This window comes from Staphylococcus sp. 11511212, from assembly GCF_011394755.1.
Taxonomy (GTDB): domain Bacteria; phylum Bacillota; class Bacilli; order Staphylococcales; family Staphylococcaceae; genus Staphylococcus; species Staphylococcus chromogenes.
The window spans coordinates 82,137-102,451 of the sequence record NZ_JAANBQ010000017.1 but is presented as its reverse complement, the minus strand read 5'-3'; the positions used below and the strand labels follow the sequence as shown (position 1 = coordinate 102,451).

The window sequence follows — 20,315 nt, the reverse complement described above, 5'->3', positions numbered from 1 at the left end:
TGTCCAACCCCTTTTTAAGCATTGATAACGGATTTTACATTTCCCTGATGACTGCTGAGTAACTGTTGTGCCTCAGAATAAGAAATGGATTTGAAGTGCATGACAATCGCTGCTTTTATGTTTTGATGCGCTTGGTGATAAAGCTTTGTGCTCTCCTGTTCATCCAAATGTGTAATGGTTCGAATAATTCCAATGGCACGGGAGACGAGTTTTTCATTCGTTGCCTGAACGTCAATCATAAGATTGTCATACACCTTACCGATACGTATCATCGTGGCTGTCGAAATCATATTTAACACCATTTTTTGAGCCGTTCCCGCTTTTAAACGTGTGGAGCCCGTTAAAATTTCAGGACCTACAGGAACTTCTATGGCGTAATGGGCATATTGACTGATGAGAGCTTGTGCATTACAACTGAGCGTAGCCGTCTGAGCACCAAGTGATTGGGCATATGCAAGGGCACCGACGACATACGGCGTCCTTCCACTTGCGGCAATCCCAATCACAAGGTCTTGTGCTGTTAAACCGACTGAAGCTAAATCATCTGCGCCTTGTTGACGATGGTCTTCAGCGCCTTCTATAGCTTGAGTGAGGGCTTTTTCTCCACCAGCAATGAGTCCAAAATAGCGTTTCGGATCTGCATTAAATGTAGGCACGAGTTCTGCCGCATCTAATACACCAAGACGCCCACTTGTCCCAGCTCCTATATAAATAATTTTTCCGCCATTTAAATACACGCTGGCAGCAGTCTCAATGACATGTTGGATAGTATTAAACTGCGTAGCGATAACATCGGGTATGTTTTGATCTTCTTGATGCATGAGCTGAAGAATTTGTTGTGTTGTCATTTCATCTAAATGTGCAGATTTAGTATTGCGTGTTTCAGTTGTATTTTGTTTCATGAACATCCTCCTCTAGTGTTTCAACAAATGTAAAACGTGTTGATGCATTAAAAAAGTTTAAATAGGGGAGCGCTTCTTTTGTGAGACTTCCCACCACATTGACATGAGGATGAGGTTTAAGATTAATTTTAGTGATTTGTAGTTCTCCCATATAGCGGCCGTTCAGATGATTATCTATAGTAATAGTGCCTTTTGCTCTTGGTTGGATATTGGTTGGCGCAATTGTTTCAGAGACATGCGTTCGTGAATTTCTTGAACGAATGACATGAGCTGCGCAATCAGGTCGAACAACATGTTCTTGAAGGACGAGCGTTCTGTCTGCATTAGAATGTAAATGGCAATGTAACCTGAAATGATTATGTACAATCATGTCATACATTTTTTGAGCCGTTATTTGAGAAATATAGGGATCTCCAACAAGAATTGTATCGATTTCCATCTGTTTTATAATAAGTGCGGAAAGGCACGGTTCTGTTTGACGCAAAGATTCTAACGTGGGGAGTCCTTCATATAAAGGACCGCGATAATCCTCACCACTAATAAAGGCGTAAATTGACGCATTCGGATGGTAGTGACGAATGCGCGCATTTTGAGATTGTAAGTAAGCGCGGCTTAAACCCGTATCTGGCCTTGGATAATAATTATGTAAGTAGATGAGGCGAGACTGAAGTTCTGGATAGGTTTGAAGTTGGATTAAAAATTGTTCAGACACGGTACTAGCATTGATGCAACAGAGGTGTCCATGATTTAAAATGCGTTGGATTAATGACGGCGTAGCCCCTTCGTCAATACGAAGAATATAACGAATCGTGTCGAACTGTGAGAGTTGGTTAAAAAGTGTATCATTAATTAACGATTCATTCACATCAATTATTAACGCTGTATCAAAAGCGCTTAAATAAGTTTGAAGCTCAAAAAGTCGAGAATGATGATTTTGTTCTTCCGGAATTTGGATAGACGTAAAAACAGTTCGAAATCCTAAATTCAACATATTTTGGATGTAGTCGTTGTTGAAGGGTTTGCCCAGATAAACTGAAAAACCTAGCATACTAAGACCTCCTTTAAATCTAAAAAATAGGACTAGTTCTATTATATAGTAAACTTTGAAAAAGCGCTTACATTTATAAGAGGTTATAAACGACGTTCTGCTTGCACGATGATATTAATAAAAGCTTGTGTGACAAGTGTTTGGTCACCAATATCGATTTTTATTAAAGGTGTTTCGTGAAGTTGTTGAATACAAGAAAAATATGTGGCATAGTCATAAGAAAGTGAACGGTCAGGAATTTCTGGAGGAGGCAATGTGTTGTAAATCGAGGCGATGGTTTCTTTAAGTTCCTCTAAGATTTGATTGGCATCATCGGGTTTTTGTTGATAGAGCAAGTGAAAAGATAGTGCCAATTTGTGAATTTCTGTTAAATGGTGTGAGGCTTCGGAGTATTTTGGAGGATTTTGTATATTCATAGATGTATTCCTTTCTGTTATGATATTATACTATACCATATAAAAATGAAGGTTGAATAGGTATACACCAATATAAAAAATGGAGGTCATTATGAAAGGATACCGTTGGAGAGACATTAGATGGCGTAATTTATGGCTTTTACCGATTCTTATTGTGTCATTTATCGTTTTTATGATTATTGTGATGATCAATGCGGCCATATTTGAAGAGATTTTATTACAACCGCATACGTCATTAATTAATTACGAAGCGATTGGATTGTTAACACAATTGCTCGCTTATGTGGCAGTAATTTTTGCATTTTTTCTCATTAATTTAGATTTATTCAAAAGCTGGATGAAACAATGGTGTCAAGGGGTTAAACGGATGTGGTTATGGATTATTGCAATCTATTTGGTCATGGTTGGCGTGATGTATTTATTTAGTATGGTTAAAGAGTTTTTCCCGACGATATTTACGAGTGATACAACACAAAACGAGCAAATTATAGAACAACTCTTATCCATTCCACAACTATTACCTTTTAATTTCTTATTGATTGTCATTGCTGGGCCAATCGTTGAAGAAATTTTCTTTAGACATATTTTAATAGGCGAACTTGGTAAAAAGTTGAATTTTGTAGTGATGAGTGTGATTTCTGTATTATTATTTTCGGCGATTCATTTAGTTGATTTTACCAATTGGACAGAAATTTTTGATTACCTTATCATTGCCATCCCACTCGTCTTTTTATACATGAAAAGTGGAAGAAATTTAGGTGTTGCGATTGCGTTTCATATGCTAAATAATTTTGTCTCATTTTGTATTAGTATGATTCCATAAATGGTAAAAAGGAATGTTATTTTTTTACATTATGGAATGAGATAAGTAAATCATTCAAATATAATGTGCTGCATGTCGAGAGATTGGACCTAGAAATCTGACCGATTTTTTATCCTCTCCTCTCGGCATTTTTTTGATTAGAAACGGAGGCTAAACAAAAAAGGCTATGAATAGATGAAAAAATGTCTTCAAACTATAGCGCGCACACGTCGTAAAAAAGCCATCAATAGCTCTCTTCTTAGAATTATTGATGGCTCATTTAATATAGGAAACTCAAGGACAAAACTTATGAGCAGATATTTTTGTATTAATCATGGTCAGGTAAATAGTCTTCATAATTGTTCATTGTAATGTCATTAGTCTGAATGGATTTATGGAACGAATAATCTATATCGTCAATTGTGGCGATGTCTATGAGTTCGGTATAGTCACCACCAATATGGTAAATAACGGCTTTCCATTCAGTCGTTCGACACACTAAACCGATAAAAACGACATTCGCAAATTTGGATTTACGGCGCGTAGACGGCAAAAAGGATAGCCCCATGACTTTGCGTTCATGACTATAAATCAAAATATTTTTAAAAAGTGCGGGTAATGGAGGTGTGGCCTCGCCTTCAAAATGAATATATTGATCGAGTTGTTTCATATTCCGTCGTAATGATGTATTGGGTTGGCGTAATAATTTTTGAATCAATTGCGTGACTTCAGATTGAAAAGGGAGCGCGCTTTGGTGCCGACGTTCTTGTAATATTAAATATAACGCAAGCACTTCTGCATCATTAAGTTCTATTTTAATATTTTGAGGTTGAGATTGAATTTCATAGCCCCCATATTTCCCTGAATGTGCTAATATTTGAACGCCTTTCTCTTCAAGTTCTTGAATGTCTCTAAGTATTGTTCGTTTAGAGACATGAAGGTGACGCGCGAGATCAACAGCAGACATTTGCCTATGGGTTTGAATTAATTGAATTAATTTATTTTGACGGACTTCTTTGTTCAACTCCTCCACCTCCATCTCTTAGTCTTTCTTAATATATTTTACCATATTAAAATGGAGATGCTTATTAATAAGAATTTCAATGTATATTGACGTTCAAATGACGTAGAAACTGTGGGGTCTATGTAAATAAAAAAAGAAAATCAAAAAAATAAAAGAAAACGCTTACATTTTTGCAGGATTTGTGATATAGTATGAATTAGCTACTAGGGGATGGTACAGCATCATCAAACGAGGGGTAAGCTATCAGCAGATAGTTAAAGTTTGACGTGATAAGTTGTACTTATGGCTAGTTAAACATCTTCAATATTTATTACTTACTTTCCTTTCTATGCCGGTTGGTTTATCCAATCGGTTTTTTTATTTAATTAATATCAAGGACATTATTCTGGGGGTCATCGGTCAATATTGGTATATATGAATATTACGATGTATAATGAAAACAATCCGTTAGAGGAGGGATAGTTATGGTTTCTCAAAATGATATTAATGCAATAGACAATGAAATAAAAACATGGTTACGTGGACTTAATTTGTTAATTCCATCTTTGATAAAAGAAATCTCTACTGATACTAAAAAGAATCGGTTTGACCTTGTAACAAATGTGGATAAAACGTTGGAATCAAATTTTGAGCGTTTTCTCGCTGATTTATATCCAGACCACACATTGTATGGTGAAGAAGCGCACCAAGCAACGGACAATTTAAGAAAAGGCTATACGTGGGTAATGGATCCTATTGATGGCACTGCAAATTTAGTCAAGCAACAAGATGATTATTGTGTGATTCTCGCTTTATTTGTTGATGGGCGCCCTACGTTATCTTACATATATGATTTTCCACGTCAAAAATTGTATCATGCCAAACGTGGAGGAGGCGCTTTCGTTAATGATAAACGTATCGAACCGGTGGCTTCAATGGCGCTTTCAGATGTGGTTGTTTCCTTTAATAATAAAGTATTAAATGATTCAACGATGCATGCCTTACTCGATGCCTCATTTGCTTATCGATTGATTGGCGCATGTGGTTTAGATTCAGCGCGTGTGTTTACAGGGCAATTTGGGGCACACATTCATACAAATGCGAAACCTTGGGATATTGCGGCACAGTTTTTATTTGCTGAAGAATTAGGGCTCAAAATGACAAACTTTGATAAAGAAGAGATCGATTTTGTCACTGGAGGTCCCTTTATTATTAGTAATCCGGGATGCCACGATGAAATATTGTCCATTTTGTTGGCCGATGGGGGCTATGAAAAATAGGCGTTGCGTCTTAAGACGGATTCGAAATGAATTCAATTGCGATATTATCAAATTATTGTTATAAAAATAAACATATATTGAGTAATCAATAGAATGGAGTGAACACATTTTGGACTATCAAAGATCCAAGAAACGTAAAAATCCTGTAATGAGAGTGTTATTGTGGATAATTGGTATTTTACTCATTTTAGTGCTACTTGCTATCGCCTATTTAGCGTTTAAAATCTTTTCTACAGGAGGTGCCATTCATAATCCTTTAAACCGAGAACATTCAGCTTTACGTTCTAGTCAGGTCAACATGGACAAAGGGGAACCGATTTCTATTGCACTTTTTGGGATAGATTCGAATGCACAACGCCAGCAACAACATGACGGGCAACGAAGTGACACTATAATGTTGTTATCGATTAACCCAGATAAAAAAACGTCAGAAATTATTAGTATTCCACGTGATACACGTGCAGAAATTGTAGGACGTGGAACAACTGAAAAAATCAATCATGCCTATGCCTATGGTGGACCAGATATGGCTGTTAAATCACTCGAAAAATTAATGAATGTGCCTATCGACCATTACGCGACGGTAGATATGGATGGACTTAAAGATACGATTGATACAGTAGGTGGCATTGATGTTGTTAGCAACGCAACATTTACCGCTCAGGGACAAACCTTTACTCAAGGCCAAAAAGCGCATCTTAATGGAGACCAAGCGATGGCATTTATTAGAAGTCGTAAAGAATCTGGAGCTGGAGGCGATTTTGGTCGTCAAGAGCGTCAACAACTTGTGCTCCAAGGTTTAGCGAACAAATTAACAAGCGTCTCTTCTATTACTAATTTTAATGGTTTAATGAATCAGTTGAGTGATAACGTTAAGACGGATATGACTTTAGGAGAATTAAACACGTTCAGAAGTAACTATAAAGAGGGTAATGAAACTGTAAATAGACACCAACTTCAAGGTTCAGATACAACGGGTGAAGACGGTCTTTATTACTTTGTACCTGATGAAAACAGCAAACAACAAATTGTACAACGTTATCGTGATAATTTAGGATTATAACATTTAAAATTCGCCCTTTTGTGGGCGGATTTTTTTCTATATTAAACGGTTATTTTCAATAAGTTGGACTTGAAAATTTTAAAAAGGAGGAAGAAACATGAATATTTTAATAACTGCATTTGAAGCTTTTAATGGGGAAAGCGTTAATCCTGCACAATTAGCAACGGCAGATTTACCTGAACATATTGAGCATCATCCTATAGACGTTCTTGTCATTCCCACCAGTTTTAAAGACAGTGTTGTGGTGATTAAATCACAATTGGCTAAAAAAACATACGATGTTGTCATCGCTGTAGGACAAGCAGGTGGTCGGTCTGCAATCACTCCTGAACGTATTGCAATTAACATTGATGATGCCGTGATTCCCGATAATACTGGAGAACAACCCATCAACCAGCCTATCCAACCCAAAGGGCCAGCAGCGTATTTTTCTGATTTGCCTGTAAAGCGCATGGTGCAACACCTCCGAGAAGCGGGAACACCTAGTGAATTATCCAACACTGCTGGAACATTTGTTTGTAATCATGTGATGTATCAGTTAGCCCACCTCGCTAAAACGAGTTATCCGAATATGCGAACGGGATTTATTCACCTCCCTTATGCTACTGAACAAGTTCAAGGACGAGAAAAAGTGCCTGCTATGCCCGTTTCAACGATGACGAGAGGGCTTATGTTGGCGATTCAAACGGCTATTCAATTTTCTGAAGATAGTGATGGTGTTTTAGGCACACTTTCATAAGCATAGAAAATGAATTTATGGGTATAGAAAGTTACCGCTTTCATTTTTGTAAAATGAACAATAGGTAAAATATTGGTAAAAGGTTAACATTTACAGTTAAACAGTATAAAATAGTAATAGCTAAGTATGTGGGGGCATCTTAGGCATATATTTGATTTATAGGGGGGATACTATGCAAGAACATCTTATCGTAACTTTAGATGGTAAAGATTATCTTGTAGAACCAGGTAAAAATTTACTTGAGTTCATTAAAGAGCAAAATACATTCGTACCTTCCATTTGTTATAACGAATCATTAGGTCCTATACAGACATGTGATACATGTGCAGTCGAAATCGACGGGCAAATCGCACGCGCTTGTGGGACGACAATTGATCGTTCAATGGTAGTCAACACACAAGGTCAAGATGTACAAACAAGTCAAAAAGAAGCTTTAGATCGCATTTTAGAAAAACACCAACTGTACTGTACAGTTTGTGACTATAATAACGGCAACTGTGAAATTCACAATACAATGGACGAATGGGGCCTAGAACACCAAACATATGAGTATAAACCAAAACCCTATGAGGTTGATTTTGGGCCATTCTATCGCTATGATCCAAACCAATGTATATTGTGCGGACGTTGCGTAGAAGTGTGTCAAGACGTACAAGTAAACGAAACGTTAACGATTGACTGGGAACGTGAACAACCACGTGTTATTTGGGACAATGATGTTTCAATTAATGAATCCTCATGTGTAGGATGCGGTCAATGTGCAACGGTATGTCCATGTAACGCCATGATGGAAAATAATATGGTTGGCAATGCAGGCTACATGACTGATATTGAACCAGGCTCATTAGCCTCTATGATTGATTTAACGAAAAAAGCAGAAACAGGCTACGGCCCATTATTTGCTGTGTCTGATTCAGAAGCTGCGATGCGTGAAGAACGCATTAAGAAAACAAAAACAGTATGTACATATTGTGGTGTCGGCTGTAGCTTTGAAGTTTGGACAAAAGACCGTGAAATTCTAAAAGTACAACCGTCTCATGATTCACCAGCCAATAAAATTTCAACTTGTGTTAAAGGGAAATTTGGTTGGGACTACGTGAACTCTGAAGAGCGTTTAACGAAACCATTGATTCGCCGTGGCGATCAATTTGAAGAGGTTGAATGGGAAGAAGCGATTCCATATGTCGCTAAGCGCATGAACGATATTAAAGAAAAATACGGTTCAAAAGCACTTTCATTTATTTCATCTTCAAAAGCTACAAATGAAGAGTCTTATTTAATGCAAAAAATGGCACGTCAAGTCTTTGGAACAAACAATATCGATAACTGTTCACGCTATTGTCAAGCACCGGCGACTAAAGGTTTATTCCGCACGGTGGGTCATGGTGGAGACTCTGGTTCTATTGAGGATATCGGTAATGCTGAAATGGTTATTACGATTGGTACGAATACAGCTGAAGCGCACCCTGTCATTGCTTCACGTATTAAACGATCTCACAAGCTATTTGGTCAAAAATTACATGTTTTTGATATTCGTAAACATGAAATGGCGCAACGTGCGGACGAATTCTATCAACCTCATCCAGGGACAGATTTAGTCTGGTTGTCTGCCGTGACAAAATACATTATCGACAATGATTGGCATGACAAAGCATTCATTGAAAAATGGGTGGATCATGCAGATGAATATTACAAATCCCTTGAACCTTATACAATGGAGTTTGCTGAAGAAACAACAGGCATTCCTAAAGAACGCTTAATTCACTTAGCTAAAGAAATTGTTAGCGTGAATTCAGTAGTTGTTTGTTGGGCAATGGGTGTAACGCAACAAGAAACAGGTTCTGATACAAGTACGGCGATTTCAAATATGTTACTTGCAACAGGTAACTACATGAAACCAGGCGCAGGTTCATATCCATTACGTGGTCACAACAACGTACAAGGATGTTCTGACTTCGGTAGTATGCCGGATAAATTCCCAGGTTATGAAGGGGTTACAGATGATGTAGCACGCGCACGTTATGAAAAAGCATGGGGCGTAAAAATTCCAAGCGAACCTGGCTATGACAACCATCAAATGATGGATCATATTCATGCAGGTGATGTACACAGTCTCTTTATTCTAGGGGAAGATACGGGTATTGTTGATTCAAATATCAACTACGTTCAAGCTGCTCTTGAAAAAGTAGACTTTTTAGTCATTCAAGATGAGTTCTTAACATTTACTGCTGAATATGCAGATGTGATTTTACCAGCGAGTCCATCACTTGAAAAAGAGGGTACATTTACAAATACTGAACGTCGTTTCCAACGCTTATATCAAGCGTTAGAGCCATTAGGTGATTCTAAACCAGACTGGCAAATTACACAACTTATTGCACAAGAACTTGGCTTTGATTGGAACTATCAACATCCATCTGAAATTATGGATGAAGCTTCTGACTTAGCACCAATGTTTGCAGGTGTAAAATATCATCGATTAGAAGGTTACAATAGTTTACAATGGCCTGTTGAAGCGGATGGTACAGATTCTCCATTGTTGTTTACAGAAGGCTTTAACTTCGATAATGGTAAAGCAAAATTCTTCCCACTCGAATTTGATAACTTCTATAAAACAAATGAAGAATATGATTTACATGTGAACAATGGACGTGTACTTGAACACTTCCATGAAGGTAATATGACGTATAAAGTTCCAGGACTTAAATACAAAATGCCATCAACATTTATTGAAATTTCACCAGAACTTGCTAAAGAGCGTGGTATCCACGAAGGGGCAGCGGTTAAATTAACGTCCGAAACAGGTGAAGCTACAGGTCATGTTCATATTACAGACCGAGTAAAAGGTAAACAAATCTATTTACCACTTAATGATAACAATGCTGCGGCCATCAACTACTTGACGAGCAGTGTGACTGACCCAGAAACACATACACCGGCATATAAATCCACTTGTTGCCGTATGGAAGTCTTAAGTAAGCGTGGTAAATCACCACTCAATCCGACAAATTTCCGTAACCAACAGCGCAATCCGCAATATAGTGTGGCAGTTGAGAAAAAATGGGCAAGACCAGATTACGTCTTCCCAGGGGATCAGGTGATGAAATAATGGCTGAGAGAATTTCTAAAATTAAGCGTATTGAAAAATCAGAAGCAGAAATCAAAGCAGAACAAGTGACGAAAGTGACAGATGCCATTGCCGCCAACAGTGACAGTATTTTAAAAGCAATTAAACTAGTTGAAGCTTTAGATGAAGCTAAAATACTCGACGCTTTAACTGGAGCAGTCAAGCAACGTGGCGTGATTACAGAAAAAATCGTCACTGAGTTAAACAAAGACCAGTATGCTGGGGCCATCCATAATATCGGTCAAATGGCTTTCTTACTCGGTGATTTAAATCCAGATGATTTAAAAATTCTAATGAATAAATTGAATAAAGGATTACGTGTAGCGCATCAAGCAAGCGCAAATCAACGCACATCAATTACTGGATTAATGGGCATCCTAAAAGATGATGACATGAATCAAAGTTTGACATACTTCCTAAATATTTTAAAAGGTATGTCAAGATAGATGAAAAAGTGGATGAGGTCGTTTTATACCTCATCCACTTTTTTTATGCTTGATCATCAAGCATAGTCATAGGTTTCATGATAAAATATAATGTGTTACAAAGGAGGAAATCTATGGATATTAAAAAAATCAAACTGCTTGCGATACTCTCTAATGTATTGATCGTTTTAGGATTGATTTCATTATTTTTTATACATACCATTGTGGCTATCATTTTCTTTTTACTTTCATTAGGATTAAGTCTGGTTGTATTTAATATGATGTTCAATGGTAAAAAATGGATACGTATCATTGTGAATGCTTCGTATGCCATCGTGTTAATCATCGTGATTGCCGTTTTACTCGCAATGACGTAAATTTTAATCAATTTGGGGAGTAACAGATGAAAGCATATATAAAAAAGCATCCTTCTCGGGTATTAGTGATTGTGATTTTAGCTGTCTTTTTTATTTTACTATTCATTAATGAGACGACCTTTTTAAAAAATGATAAAAATGTGACCTTTGATGAAGCTTATCAACGTCAAGTGAACGGACAAGTGCTTCATACTAAAGCAAGTCACAATCAATTTGTTGAAGCTTCGAATGAGGATGTTAAGGAAGCCATGCGCGTTAAACTAAGTGATTCCGATTTACAATATATGGATTTATCAGAACCCGTTCAATTGTCGGAAGAAGAAGTGAATCAAATGCTTAAAGGTAAAGGGGTCCTTGAAAATCAAGGAAAGGCTTTTTTAGAAGCGCAAAAGCAATATGATGTCAATGTGATTTATTTGATGAGTCACGCACTTGTTGAAACAGGTGAAGGGCGTTCTGAGTTAGCGCGTGGGATTAAACATGGCAAAGATCGCTATTACAACTTTTTTGGGATTGGGGCGTTTGACAGCAACGCAGTGGATACTGGAAAAAGCTATGCGGTGCGGGCAAAATGGACATCGCCTGAGCGTGCGATAAAAGGCGGGGCACAATTTGTAAGAGAAAACTATTTTAAAAATGGTCAAATCACGCTGTACCAGATGAAATGGAACCCTCAAGCGCCTGGTACCAACCAATATGCGAGCGATATTGACTGGGCCGCTAAAATTGCAGACCATATGCAAACATATTATGACAAATTTGGAATCAAAAAAGAACAAGTACGTCGTGATTTTTACCGCAATACCTAAATGAGAAGTTCGTTCGAGTTTAGCGTAGAAAAATTGGGCTAATTAACAGATGAAGCGTGAAAGGTTGATAAGGAAGAGGGCAAAAGCAATCTTTTTGTCCTTCTTTTAATGTTGAATGAGGTGAAAGAGAATGAAAATAGGAATCGTGGGGGCAGGCATTGGTGGTCTCACTGTAGCTGCACTCTTACAAGAACAAGGTCATGAGATTCAAGTATTTGAGAAAAAAGCCAGAATTGAGGACATCGGTGCAGGGATAGGCATTGGCGATAACGTCATCAAAAAATTAGGGGACCATGACTTAGCAAAAGGATTGAAAAATGCAGGACATATCCTAGAATCGATGCAAATTAGTGATGATCAAGGACGATTATTAACTGAGGTCCCTTTTGCGAAGGAGACGACAAACTTAACAATGGTACGTCAATCACTCATTGATATTATTGCTACTTATGTAAAAACAGAAAACATACGTTTAAATGAGGAAGTGATTGGCATTCATGTGTCAGAAACTGGAGTGGCCCTTGACTTTGTCTCAGGTGCGACATCACATTTTGATCTTGTGATTGGTGCAGACGGCTTACATTCAAATATTCGACAAGCCATTTTTCCTGATAGTAAGGTTAATTATCAAGGTTATACTTGTTTTCGTGGTGTGGTTGAAGATATGACGCATCTCGGACAAGTTGCGACGGAATACTGGGGATGCAAAGGACGCTTCGGTATCGTCCCTTTATTAAATGGTCAAGCGTATTGGTTTGCAACTATGAATGCCAAAGAGAAAGATGCGAAGTATTTACATTATAATAAACCGTATTTACAAGCATATTTTAACCATTTTCCGGAAGATGTTCGATCAGTTTTGGATAAACAACCTGAGACAGAAGTCTTGCATCATGATATTTATGATTTAAAGCCATTGAAAACTTTCACTTATAAAAATCGTGTCCTCTTGTTAGGTGATGCAGCGCATGCCACTACGCCTAATATGGGACAAGTGGCAGGTCAAGCTATGGAAGATGCCATCCTATTAAGTGGCTTGTTTGAAAAGTACGACATGGTAGAAGCCTTAAAAAAATATAATCAATTAAGAGTGAAACATACTGCAAAAGTTATTAAGCGCTCAAGAAAAATCGGTAAAATAGCACAAAAGGAGGGGAAATTAAGCACAGCTTTAAGAAATCGTTTCATGTCTGTGCTACCAAATCAACTCATCGCAAATCAAACAAAATTTTTGAATAAATCAAAGCGCTTATAATCGCATGATTCATCATCATGAATAAAGGCCAGAACTTCCTTATACAGGGGGTTCTGGCCTTTTGGTTCATGGCTTTAAGCGTTCACAATGTAGTCCGGTGTTTCGCCTTGCGCTTTTTTAATTAAATTATTTGCGACGATTTTAGCCATCATATCACGCGCCTCAAAAGTAGCATTACCAATATGTGGAGTAATAACTACATTATCGAGAGATTTTAAGCCTTCAGTAATTTCAGGCTCAAATTCATAGACGTCTAGGGCAGCACCTTCAATGGTTTTATTTTGAAGTGCTTCAAGCAATGCTTTTTCATGTACAATAGGTCCACGAGAAGCATTGACTAAATAAGCTGTTGATTTCATAAGTTTAAGTTGTTCGGCATCAATCATATGTTCCATTGAAGCATTGTAAGCCGCATTAATCGTAATGAAATCTGATTCTTTAAGTAACGTTTCTAAATCAACATAAGAAGCATCAAGCGCTTGTTCTTTGTCTTCTTTACGATGAGGTCCAGTATATAAAATATTCATATCGAAACCTTTAGCGCGGCGTGCCACTGCACTTCCAATTTCACCTAAACCGATGATACCAATGGTTTTACCTGACACTTCACGACCTCTAAAGAAGAGAGGCGCCCAACCGTCGAATCCTTCATGACGCATGAGTTGATCTCCTTCTGGAATGCGACGCGCCACTGCGAGTAAAATACCCATCGTGAGTTCTGCTGTAGCATTTGTAGAGGCTTTTGGTGTATTAGAAACCTCGATACCTTTAGATTTTGCATAATCAATATCTACATTGTTAAAGCCTGCACCGTAGTTCGCAATAAAGGCAAGTTGTTCACCACTATCAATCACTTCTTTATCAACGTTTGTCGACAACAAGCTCACGAGTCCAAAAGCATCTTTGACACCTTTTTTTAATTCATCTTGACTGATAATGCCTTTTCCTTCATACATTTCAACTTCAAAGTGTTCTTTTAATAAGTTGAGACCTACTTCTGGAATAGGTCCAGCAACGAAAATCTTTTTCATCGTCATTCCCACCTTTCTCTTCAAGTATAAAGTAAACGTTTTCTCAGTGACAAGACAAGCGTACTTAAATCATAAAAAAGTGGACTTGAAATCAAATTCAAGCCCACTTTTTATAAAGTTTATTTTAGAACGAGTGACATAGATGCACACACCCAATGCACTTAAATCAATTCAAAAATACAGCGCATCTTGTCATGAGGTTCTATTATTTTACGTGAATGTAATTGTATGAACCAGCTTCACTTGCTGAAATTGTACGTTCACTTACACTGAATGGTCCACCATTGTAGTTCATTTCTGAAACTGTAACTGAACCGTCTTCATTTACAGATTCTACATAAGCCACGTGGCCCATAGGTCCTTCAGATGATTGTAAAATTGAACCAGCTTCTGGTGTATTGTTCACTGTGTAACCTGCTGCAGCTGCTGCACTTGCCCAGTTGTTAGCATTGCCCCATGTTGAACCGATTGATCCACCGACTTTGTCATACACGTACCAAGTACATTGACCCGCTGTGTATAAGTTACCTGCTGAAACAGAACCTGTTGAATGTGTAGATGTAGATGTAGTTGTTGTGTTTGTACCATTTGTATATGATGAAGAGTTATTTGAAGAATAATCGTAGTTTGTTGAACCACCATTTGTATTGTAGTTGTAACTCCAAGAATAATTATAGCTACCTTCAGCGGCATCAGCATCGTGATGATCTAATCCAATTGCTGCTGCACCTACTCCTGCTGTTAATGTTGTTACTGTAGCGATTTGCTTTAACATAATAAAAGTCCTCCTAAAGATTAATTAGTATTTTATGAATAGATTCCTTATTTGCTTAAAGTATTCCCATGAGTATGCCACTCAAGGGGGATTTTTTGAATCGCTGTTTTAACGACAAGACAAACTTTAACAAAAAAACCAACCTTTGTGTGGAATGTTACGATTTTGTAATCAAATGTAAAATTAGTTGATTTATTTTGTAATGATAACTTTTAGAGTGTTTTTGAGAAATAAAAGTCAAAGACATCCAATTTTAAATGTCGAAGTAAGAGGGGAAAGTCAGTAGTGATGCGTTATTTTTGAAGCCAAAAAAGATAGGAGCATGCGGGAGCGCTCCTATCTTTAGTGTTCTAACAAAAGGAATTATGTCACTGTTGTAACATTTTTTGTAACAATATTATTTAAAAAAACGAATTGAAAGTGGGGGTAAATAATCTTCACCATTATAAGCTTTAATAATGGCGACGATGTGAAAAATAAATGAAAGCAGTAAAACAATCGGTAAAATAACAAAACCAATGAGTACAAACATGAGTAGAGAGGCGACGATAGACCAAATCGAATAAGAGATAATAAAGTTAAAATAATTTTTGCCGCTAATATCTACAAATCGAGAAGTGTCTCGTTTTATCAACCATATAAGTAAAGGTCCTATAATACTTGTGAAAAATGATGTGACATAAATAAGGACGGCCATTAAACGTTCATCATCAGTTGGAACGTTTATATGAGGTGTATTTTCTTGATGATAAAAGTGCGCATCATTATGATTCATGTTAAGAATTCCTCCAATTTAATGTACAATATTTTACATTAATTTTAACATATTTACTGAGTGATTTTACAAATATTTATGTTTCAAAATAGTATAAAATGAGCTTTTATAATAACTATTTTCTTTTAACGCTCGGTCTGTTAACATGCTTATGAGACATATTTATTTGATGAGGAGTGGGGAAGAAATCATGAAAATTGCTATCGTAGGTTCAGGAAATGGGGCAGTCACAGCTGCTGTTCAAATGAAAGATAAAGGTCATGATGTACGTTTATATTGTAGAAATCAAAGCATTCATAAATTTGATCAAGCCAAAGCAAAAGGGGGCTTTCAATTTATTGAAGAGGGTGAAAGTTCTTTTGTGCCTTTTACAGACATTAGCGACGATATGGCTTACGTTTTAGAGGATGCTGAAGTCATTATGTTAATCATTCCGTCATCTTTTATTGAATATTATGCAGAATTGATGGCACCTTATATTCACGATGATCAAATTATTTTCTTTAATATGGCAGCGGCTATGGGTTCTGCCCGTTTTATTAAAGTTTTAAATGAAGTGAAAAGTGACATTCGTCCTGTGTTAGCTGAAGCGAATACACTGACATATGGCACACGCGTTGATTTTGATGAAGCTATTGTCAATTTATCTTTAAATGTGCGTAAAGTTTATTTTTCAACATTCAATACGGAAGACTTAAGTGCCACATTTAAAAAAATTGAAACGCTTTATCCTTATATTGTAAAAGAAGAGAGCTTATGGCGAACAAATCTAGAAAATGGAAACCCTGAAGTGCATCCCGGACCAACTTTATTAAATGTAGGGCGTATTGATTATAGTGGAGATTTCGCTTTGTATAAAGAAGGCATTACAAAGCATACGGTGAGGCTATTACACGCAGTTGAATTAGAACGCTTAACGCTTGGAAGAAAATTAGGCTTTGAACTTGAAACAGCTAAGGAAGGGCGTATTGAACGTGGCTACTTAGAAAGAGAGGACGAGGATAAATCGCTAAAAACGTTATTTAATGAAAGTCCTGTTTTCTCTCAAATTCGTGGTCCACATGAAGTGAATAATCGCTATCTCACAGAAGATATCGCTTACGGGCTTGTGTTATGGTCAAGTTTAGGCCGTGAAATTGGGGTTCCAACGCCTAATATCGATGCAATTATTGTGATTGCATCAACAATTTTAGAACGTGATTTTTATAAAGAGGGATTAACGATTGAGGATTTAGGCCGTGAAAACGTTGGCTTAACATCTTATTAAAAGCGATGGGGGGAGTATTCATGACGCGAAAACCTACTTTATTAGAATCGCTATCAACCATTGTCGTGATGATGGTAGTGGTATGTGTAGGATTTATCTTTTTTGAAATTCCTGTTCAACCTTTACTGATTATTGCTTCAACATATGCTGCATTTATCGCATGGCGTGTAGGTCTTCGTTGGAAAGATTTAGAAGAGGGGATTACACAACGATTGGCGACAGCGATGCCTGCGATTTTCATTATTCTTGCAGTGGGCATTATCGTTGGGACGTGGATGTACTCAGGAACCGTACCAGGTTTAATATATTATGGTTTAAAGTTTTTAAGTCCACAATTTTTCCTAGTCTCTGCATTTATTATTTCGGCAGTTTGTTCTGTGGCAACTGGAACTGCATGGGGCTCGGCTTCTACTGCCGGCATCGCTTTAATCGCCATTGCTTTACAAATGGACATTCCTGCAGGTATGGCAGCGGGCGCGATTATCTCTGGGGCAGTTTTTGGAGATAAGATGTCCCCATTATCAGATACGACAAATCTTGCATCACTTGTCACGCGTGTCAATATATTCAGCCATATTAAACATATGATTTGGACGACGATTCCAGCATCAATAATCGGAATGATTATTTGGCATATTGCCTCTATGGGCCTTGCGCACAATGCGAACACTAAAAATATACAAAAGTTGCTTCACGATATAGAAACGATGTATCATATGAACTTTTTAATTTGGATTCCTGCGATTGTGATTATTGCTTGTCTTGCTTTTAAAATGGCAACAGTGCCAGCGATGCTGATTTCGAGCGCATCTGCCATTATTGTTGGAACGCTTAATCATGGATTCAAATTACAAGATGGCTTTAAAGCTACATTTAATGGTTTTACACCTGATATGTTGTTAGTGAAAACAGAGGGATTATCGAAAAATGCACTTACACTGATTGAACAAGGCGGCATCATGAGTATGACTCAAATTATCGTAACGATTTTTTGTGGTTATGCTTTTGCTGGCATCGTTGAAAAGGCAGGCTGTTTAGATGTACTTTTAGAATCAATTTCAAGTCGTGTGAATCATCGTGGATCACTCATATTGGTGACAGTTATCGGGACTTTAACGATGGTGTTAGCTGCAGGTGTAGCTTCTGTGGCGATTATCATGGTTGGCGTTTTATTAATGGATATGTACAACAAAATGGGTTATGATCGCGTCAATTTATCTCGGACACTTGAAGATTCAGGCACAATGGTCCTACCATTAATCCCTTGGGGAACATCCGGTGTTTATTATACGCAACAACTCGGCGTTCCGGTAAGCGAGTTTTTCATTTGGGCCATTCCTTGTTACCTATGTATCGTGATTGCCTTATTTTACGGTTTTACAGGTATAGGTATTAAAAAAGGAACAACACCTGATAAAACGATGACAACATAAATGTCCATGATATACGCTTGGTTTTAATAAAATGTGAAATTTATATGTTTAAAATTACCAAAAACGGTAATACTATTAATGTAAATGAGGTGATTCCATATTTTACTTAATAGTTCTTGTAGCGATGACACTATTAGGGTTTGGGATTCACCAATTTATCAATAAAGACTTACTTGTACTAAAAAGTCCTTCTATCATTTTCTGGGGTGCCAGCTTTATATTGTATTTTGTAGCGATTGTACTTTATAAAGCTGAAACCCTTACTTTTGTGTTTAAAGTCCATGAGGCTATGATCATCACTATATTCGGTTTTACGGTGTTATGGGTTTATTCACATTTATATAAGTCTATTGATACAATTGTCTATACGGTCATTATCGCCATACTAACGCTCATATGCGCTTTAGTTACCATCCCAAACCCTCATGCAGACATGATATCACTGATGCTCGTTGTGCGACTAATTTTAACGACTGTGCTTGTCGCAGTGGGTGTTCATGTAGTCTGGAAGCAAATTAAAGCCAAACAGATGGAAAATTTTCCACTATTGTATCTCTTTGCCTTTGGATATTGGGTCACTATTGCCTATTGGATATAAAAGGTTTCTGAAACAGTAACCGTTTGCTGCCTACGAAGTACTTTGCTTTGTGGGCAGTTTTTTAATACCAAAAAAAGACCAACCTTTTTGAGAGAGGTTGGTCTTAAAACTAAGGTTTCCTATAGCTAGGAAAGTATGTGTATTAGTGGATGAAGTTATAGCTTGCTGCTTGGCTCGCAGAAATTGTACGTGAAGTCACAACACCAGGGCCTTGGCCGTAGTTCATTTCTGATACCGTGATAGATCCATTAGCATTAACAGATTCTACATAAGCTACGTGACCGAATGGGCCAGCTGTCGTTTGCATGATAGCGCCTGCTTTAGGTGTATGGTTTACTGAGTAACCTGCAGCAGCTGCAGCGCTTGCCCAGTTATTAGCATTGCCCCATGTTGAACCGATTGTACCACCGACACGGTCAAATACGTAGTAAGTACATTGTCCAACAGTGTATAAGTTAGAACCAGATGTACCTCTTGATACAGAGCGTGTTGCATTAGATGTTGTTGAAGTTGTATAACTGTTATTTGATGTCATTGCTTTTGGTGCTGATGTTTGTACAGGCGCACTGTAGTTACGTGTTGGTGTAGCATATGAATAAGATGATGCGTTTGAATTGTTAGCATTTGAATAATTTGCATAAGATGCACGTGCGTATGATGGATTGCTAGCGTATGAATTGCTTTGAGTTGTGTAATTGTAGTTATAACCATTACCACCATTAAATTGAGCTGGAGACCAGTTACCTTGCCATGTAAAATGGTATTGATTGTTTTGGTCGATTGTATAGCTGTAACTATAAGATGTTGGATCGTTTGGATTATATCCACCATTATATTCAGCAGCATCTGCTTCTTGTCCGTGTGCTAAAGTGAATGCAGCTACACCTGCAGTAGCGATTGTAGTCGTAGCAATTATTTTTTTCATTTGAAAAAGTCCTCCTAAAAAGTTTAATACATATTTATTTTAAAAATAGGCCAAATGCAAAAGTGACATACTTTAATATTAATTTTAAAAATTTACTTTGTTTTAACAACGAATAATACTTTAACAGAAAAGCGCGTATTTGTGTGCGGTGTTACCACTTTGTAATTTTTAAGAAAATTTGAATGATTTAGCCAGATATGTTATGGGGAAAGAAGTGCATGATTTATCACTACTTTTTAATAGGAAGTGGAAAATTTAGAGTTGT

20 protein-coding genes are annotated in these 20,315 nt (G+C 37.3%); 12 read left to right on the top strand and 8 right to left on the bottom strand.

Features of this window, described 5'->3' with window-relative positions; all coding sequences use genetic code 11:
• Window positions 1-14: 14 nt before the first annotated feature.
• The 3 genes from murQ to G8Y84_RS10595 all read right to left on the bottom strand — a co-directional run bounded on the left by murQ (window position 15) and on the right by G8Y84_RS10595 (window position 2,366).
• Window positions 15-902 carry an N-acetylmuramic acid 6-phosphate etherase gene (murQ, locus tag G8Y84_RS10605; protein ID WP_037574924.1) on the bottom strand — a complete coding sequence of 296 codons (888 nt, stop codon included), beginning with the start codon at window positions 900-902 and terminating at the stop codon, window positions 15-17.
• A complete protein-coding gene (locus G8Y84_RS10600) occupies window positions 883-1,950 on the bottom strand; it encodes a MupG family TIM beta-alpha barrel fold protein (protein ID WP_165806347.1) in 1,068 nt (355 codons plus the stop codon). The genes murQ and G8Y84_RS10600 overlap by 20 nt, the downstream gene beginning before the upstream one ends.
• A gap of 83 nt (window positions 1,951-2,033) precedes the next feature.
• Complete coding sequence (locus tag G8Y84_RS10595; RefSeq protein WP_107360555.1) at window positions 2,034-2,366, bottom strand: hypothetical protein; 333 nt, start codon at window positions 2,364-2,366, stop codon at window positions 2,034-2,036.
• A 91-nt stretch (window positions 2,367-2,457) separates the two neighbouring features.
• On the opposite strand from G8Y84_RS10595, the gene G8Y84_RS10590 reads away from it, so the two are divergent.
• Window positions 2,458-3,189, top strand: a complete 732-nt coding sequence (locus tag G8Y84_RS10590) for a CPBP family intramembrane glutamic endopeptidase (RefSeq protein WP_165806346.1) — start codon at window positions 2,458-2,460, stop codon at window positions 3,187-3,189.
• Window positions 3,190-3,496: 307 nt separating this feature from the next.
• Here G8Y84_RS10590 and G8Y84_RS10585 read toward each other — a convergent pair whose 3' ends face one another.
• Entirely contained in the window at window positions 3,497-4,192 is a 696-nt protein-coding gene (locus G8Y84_RS10585) for a helix-turn-helix transcriptional regulator (protein WP_037574913.1), read from the bottom strand.
• A 464-nt stretch (window positions 4,193-4,656) separates the two neighbouring features.
• Between G8Y84_RS10585 and G8Y84_RS10580 the strand changes: the two genes are divergently transcribed.
• From G8Y84_RS10580 to G8Y84_RS10545, 8 genes are all read left to right on the top strand, one after another.
• Entirely contained in the window at window positions 4,657-5,451 is a 795-nt protein-coding gene (locus G8Y84_RS10580) for an inositol monophosphatase family protein (RefSeq protein WP_037574911.1), read from the top strand.
• Between the two features lie 148 nt (window positions 5,452-5,599).
• A complete protein-coding gene (locus G8Y84_RS10575) occupies window positions 5,600-6,514 on the top strand; it encodes an LCP family glycopolymer transferase (RefSeq protein ID WP_165806372.1) in 915 nt (304 codons plus the stop codon).
• Window positions 6,515-6,611: 97 nt separating this feature from the next.
• Window positions 6,612-7,253: a pyroglutamyl-peptidase I gene (gene pcp, locus G8Y84_RS10570; RefSeq protein WP_165806345.1), complete on the top strand. Its 642-nt coding sequence runs from the start codon at window positions 6,612-6,614 to the stop codon at window positions 7,251-7,253.
• A 172-nt stretch (window positions 7,254-7,425) separates the two neighbouring features.
• A complete protein-coding gene (gene fdhF / locus G8Y84_RS10565; protein ID WP_107371845.1) occupies window positions 7,426-10,362 on the top strand; it encodes a formate dehydrogenase subunit alpha in 2,937 nt (978 codons plus the stop codon).
• Entirely contained in the window at window positions 10,362-10,826 is a 465-nt protein-coding gene (locus tag G8Y84_RS10560) for a helical membrane plugin domain-containing protein (protein ID WP_037574902.1), read from the top strand. The genes fdhF and G8Y84_RS10560 overlap by 1 nt, the downstream gene beginning before the upstream one ends.
• Before the next feature lie 113 nt (window positions 10,827-10,939).
• The gene (locus tag G8Y84_RS10555; RefSeq protein ID WP_037574900.1) at window positions 10,940-11,182 is read left to right on the top strand and encodes a hypothetical protein; all 243 of its coding nucleotides are present in this window, start codon (window positions 10,940-10,942) and stop codon (window positions 11,180-11,182) included.
• A gap of 26 nt (window positions 11,183-11,208) precedes the next feature.
• Window positions 11,209-11,991, top strand: coding sequence for an N-acetylglucosaminidase (locus tag G8Y84_RS10550; protein WP_103158985.1), 783 nt, complete (start codon window positions 11,209-11,211; stop codon window positions 11,989-11,991).
• Window positions 11,992-12,121: 130 nt separating this feature from the next.
• Window positions 12,122-13,246 (top strand): FAD-dependent monooxygenase, encoded by a 1,125-nt coding sequence (locus G8Y84_RS10545; protein ID WP_165806344.1) that lies wholly within the window; start codon window positions 12,122-12,124, stop codon window positions 13,244-13,246.
• A gap of 74 nt (window positions 13,247-13,320) precedes the next feature.
• Here G8Y84_RS10545 and G8Y84_RS10540 read toward each other — a convergent pair whose 3' ends face one another.
• From G8Y84_RS10540 to G8Y84_RS10530, 3 genes are all read right to left on the bottom strand, one after another.
• Complete coding sequence (locus tag G8Y84_RS10540; protein ID WP_165806343.1) at window positions 13,321-14,277, bottom strand: 2-hydroxyacid dehydrogenase family protein; 957 nt, start codon at window positions 14,275-14,277, stop codon at window positions 13,321-13,323.
• A gap of 205 nt (window positions 14,278-14,482) precedes the next feature.
• Window positions 14,483-15,052: a CHAP domain-containing protein gene (locus G8Y84_RS10535; protein WP_037574890.1), complete on the bottom strand. Its 570-nt coding sequence runs from the start codon at window positions 15,050-15,052 to the stop codon at window positions 14,483-14,485.
• Window positions 15,053-15,449: 397 nt separating this feature from the next.
• Window positions 15,450-15,827, bottom strand: coding sequence for a DUF4870 domain-containing protein (locus G8Y84_RS10530; protein WP_037574888.1), 378 nt, complete (start codon window positions 15,825-15,827; stop codon window positions 15,450-15,452).
• A 190-nt stretch (window positions 15,828-16,017) separates the two neighbouring features.
• Between G8Y84_RS10530 and G8Y84_RS10525 the strand changes: the two genes are divergently transcribed.
• The 3 genes from G8Y84_RS10525 (at window position 16,018) to G8Y84_RS10515 (ending at window position 19,125) form a co-directional block, all read left to right on the top strand.
• The gene (locus tag G8Y84_RS10525) at window positions 16,018-17,094 is read left to right on the top strand and encodes an NAD/NADP-dependent octopine/nopaline dehydrogenase family protein (protein ID WP_105963160.1); all 1,077 of its coding nucleotides are present in this window, start codon (window positions 16,018-16,020) and stop codon (window positions 17,092-17,094) included.
• A gap of 20 nt (window positions 17,095-17,114) precedes the next feature.
• Window positions 17,115-18,527, top strand: coding sequence for a Na+/H+ antiporter NhaC (nhaC, locus tag G8Y84_RS10520; RefSeq protein ID WP_165806342.1), 1,413 nt, complete (start codon window positions 17,115-17,117; stop codon window positions 18,525-18,527).
• A gap of 124 nt (window positions 18,528-18,651) precedes the next feature.
• Window positions 18,652-19,125: a hypothetical protein gene (locus G8Y84_RS10515; RefSeq protein WP_105963159.1), complete on the top strand. Its 474-nt coding sequence runs from the start codon at window positions 18,652-18,654 to the stop codon at window positions 19,123-19,125.
• A gap of 142 nt (window positions 19,126-19,267) precedes the next feature.
• Here G8Y84_RS10515 and G8Y84_RS10510 read toward each other — a convergent pair whose 3' ends face one another.
• Window positions 19,268-20,050, bottom strand: a complete 783-nt coding sequence (locus tag G8Y84_RS10510) for a CHAP domain-containing protein (protein ID WP_105965522.1) — start codon at window positions 20,048-20,050, stop codon at window positions 19,268-19,270.
• Window positions 20,051-20,315: the final 265 nt, after the last annotated feature.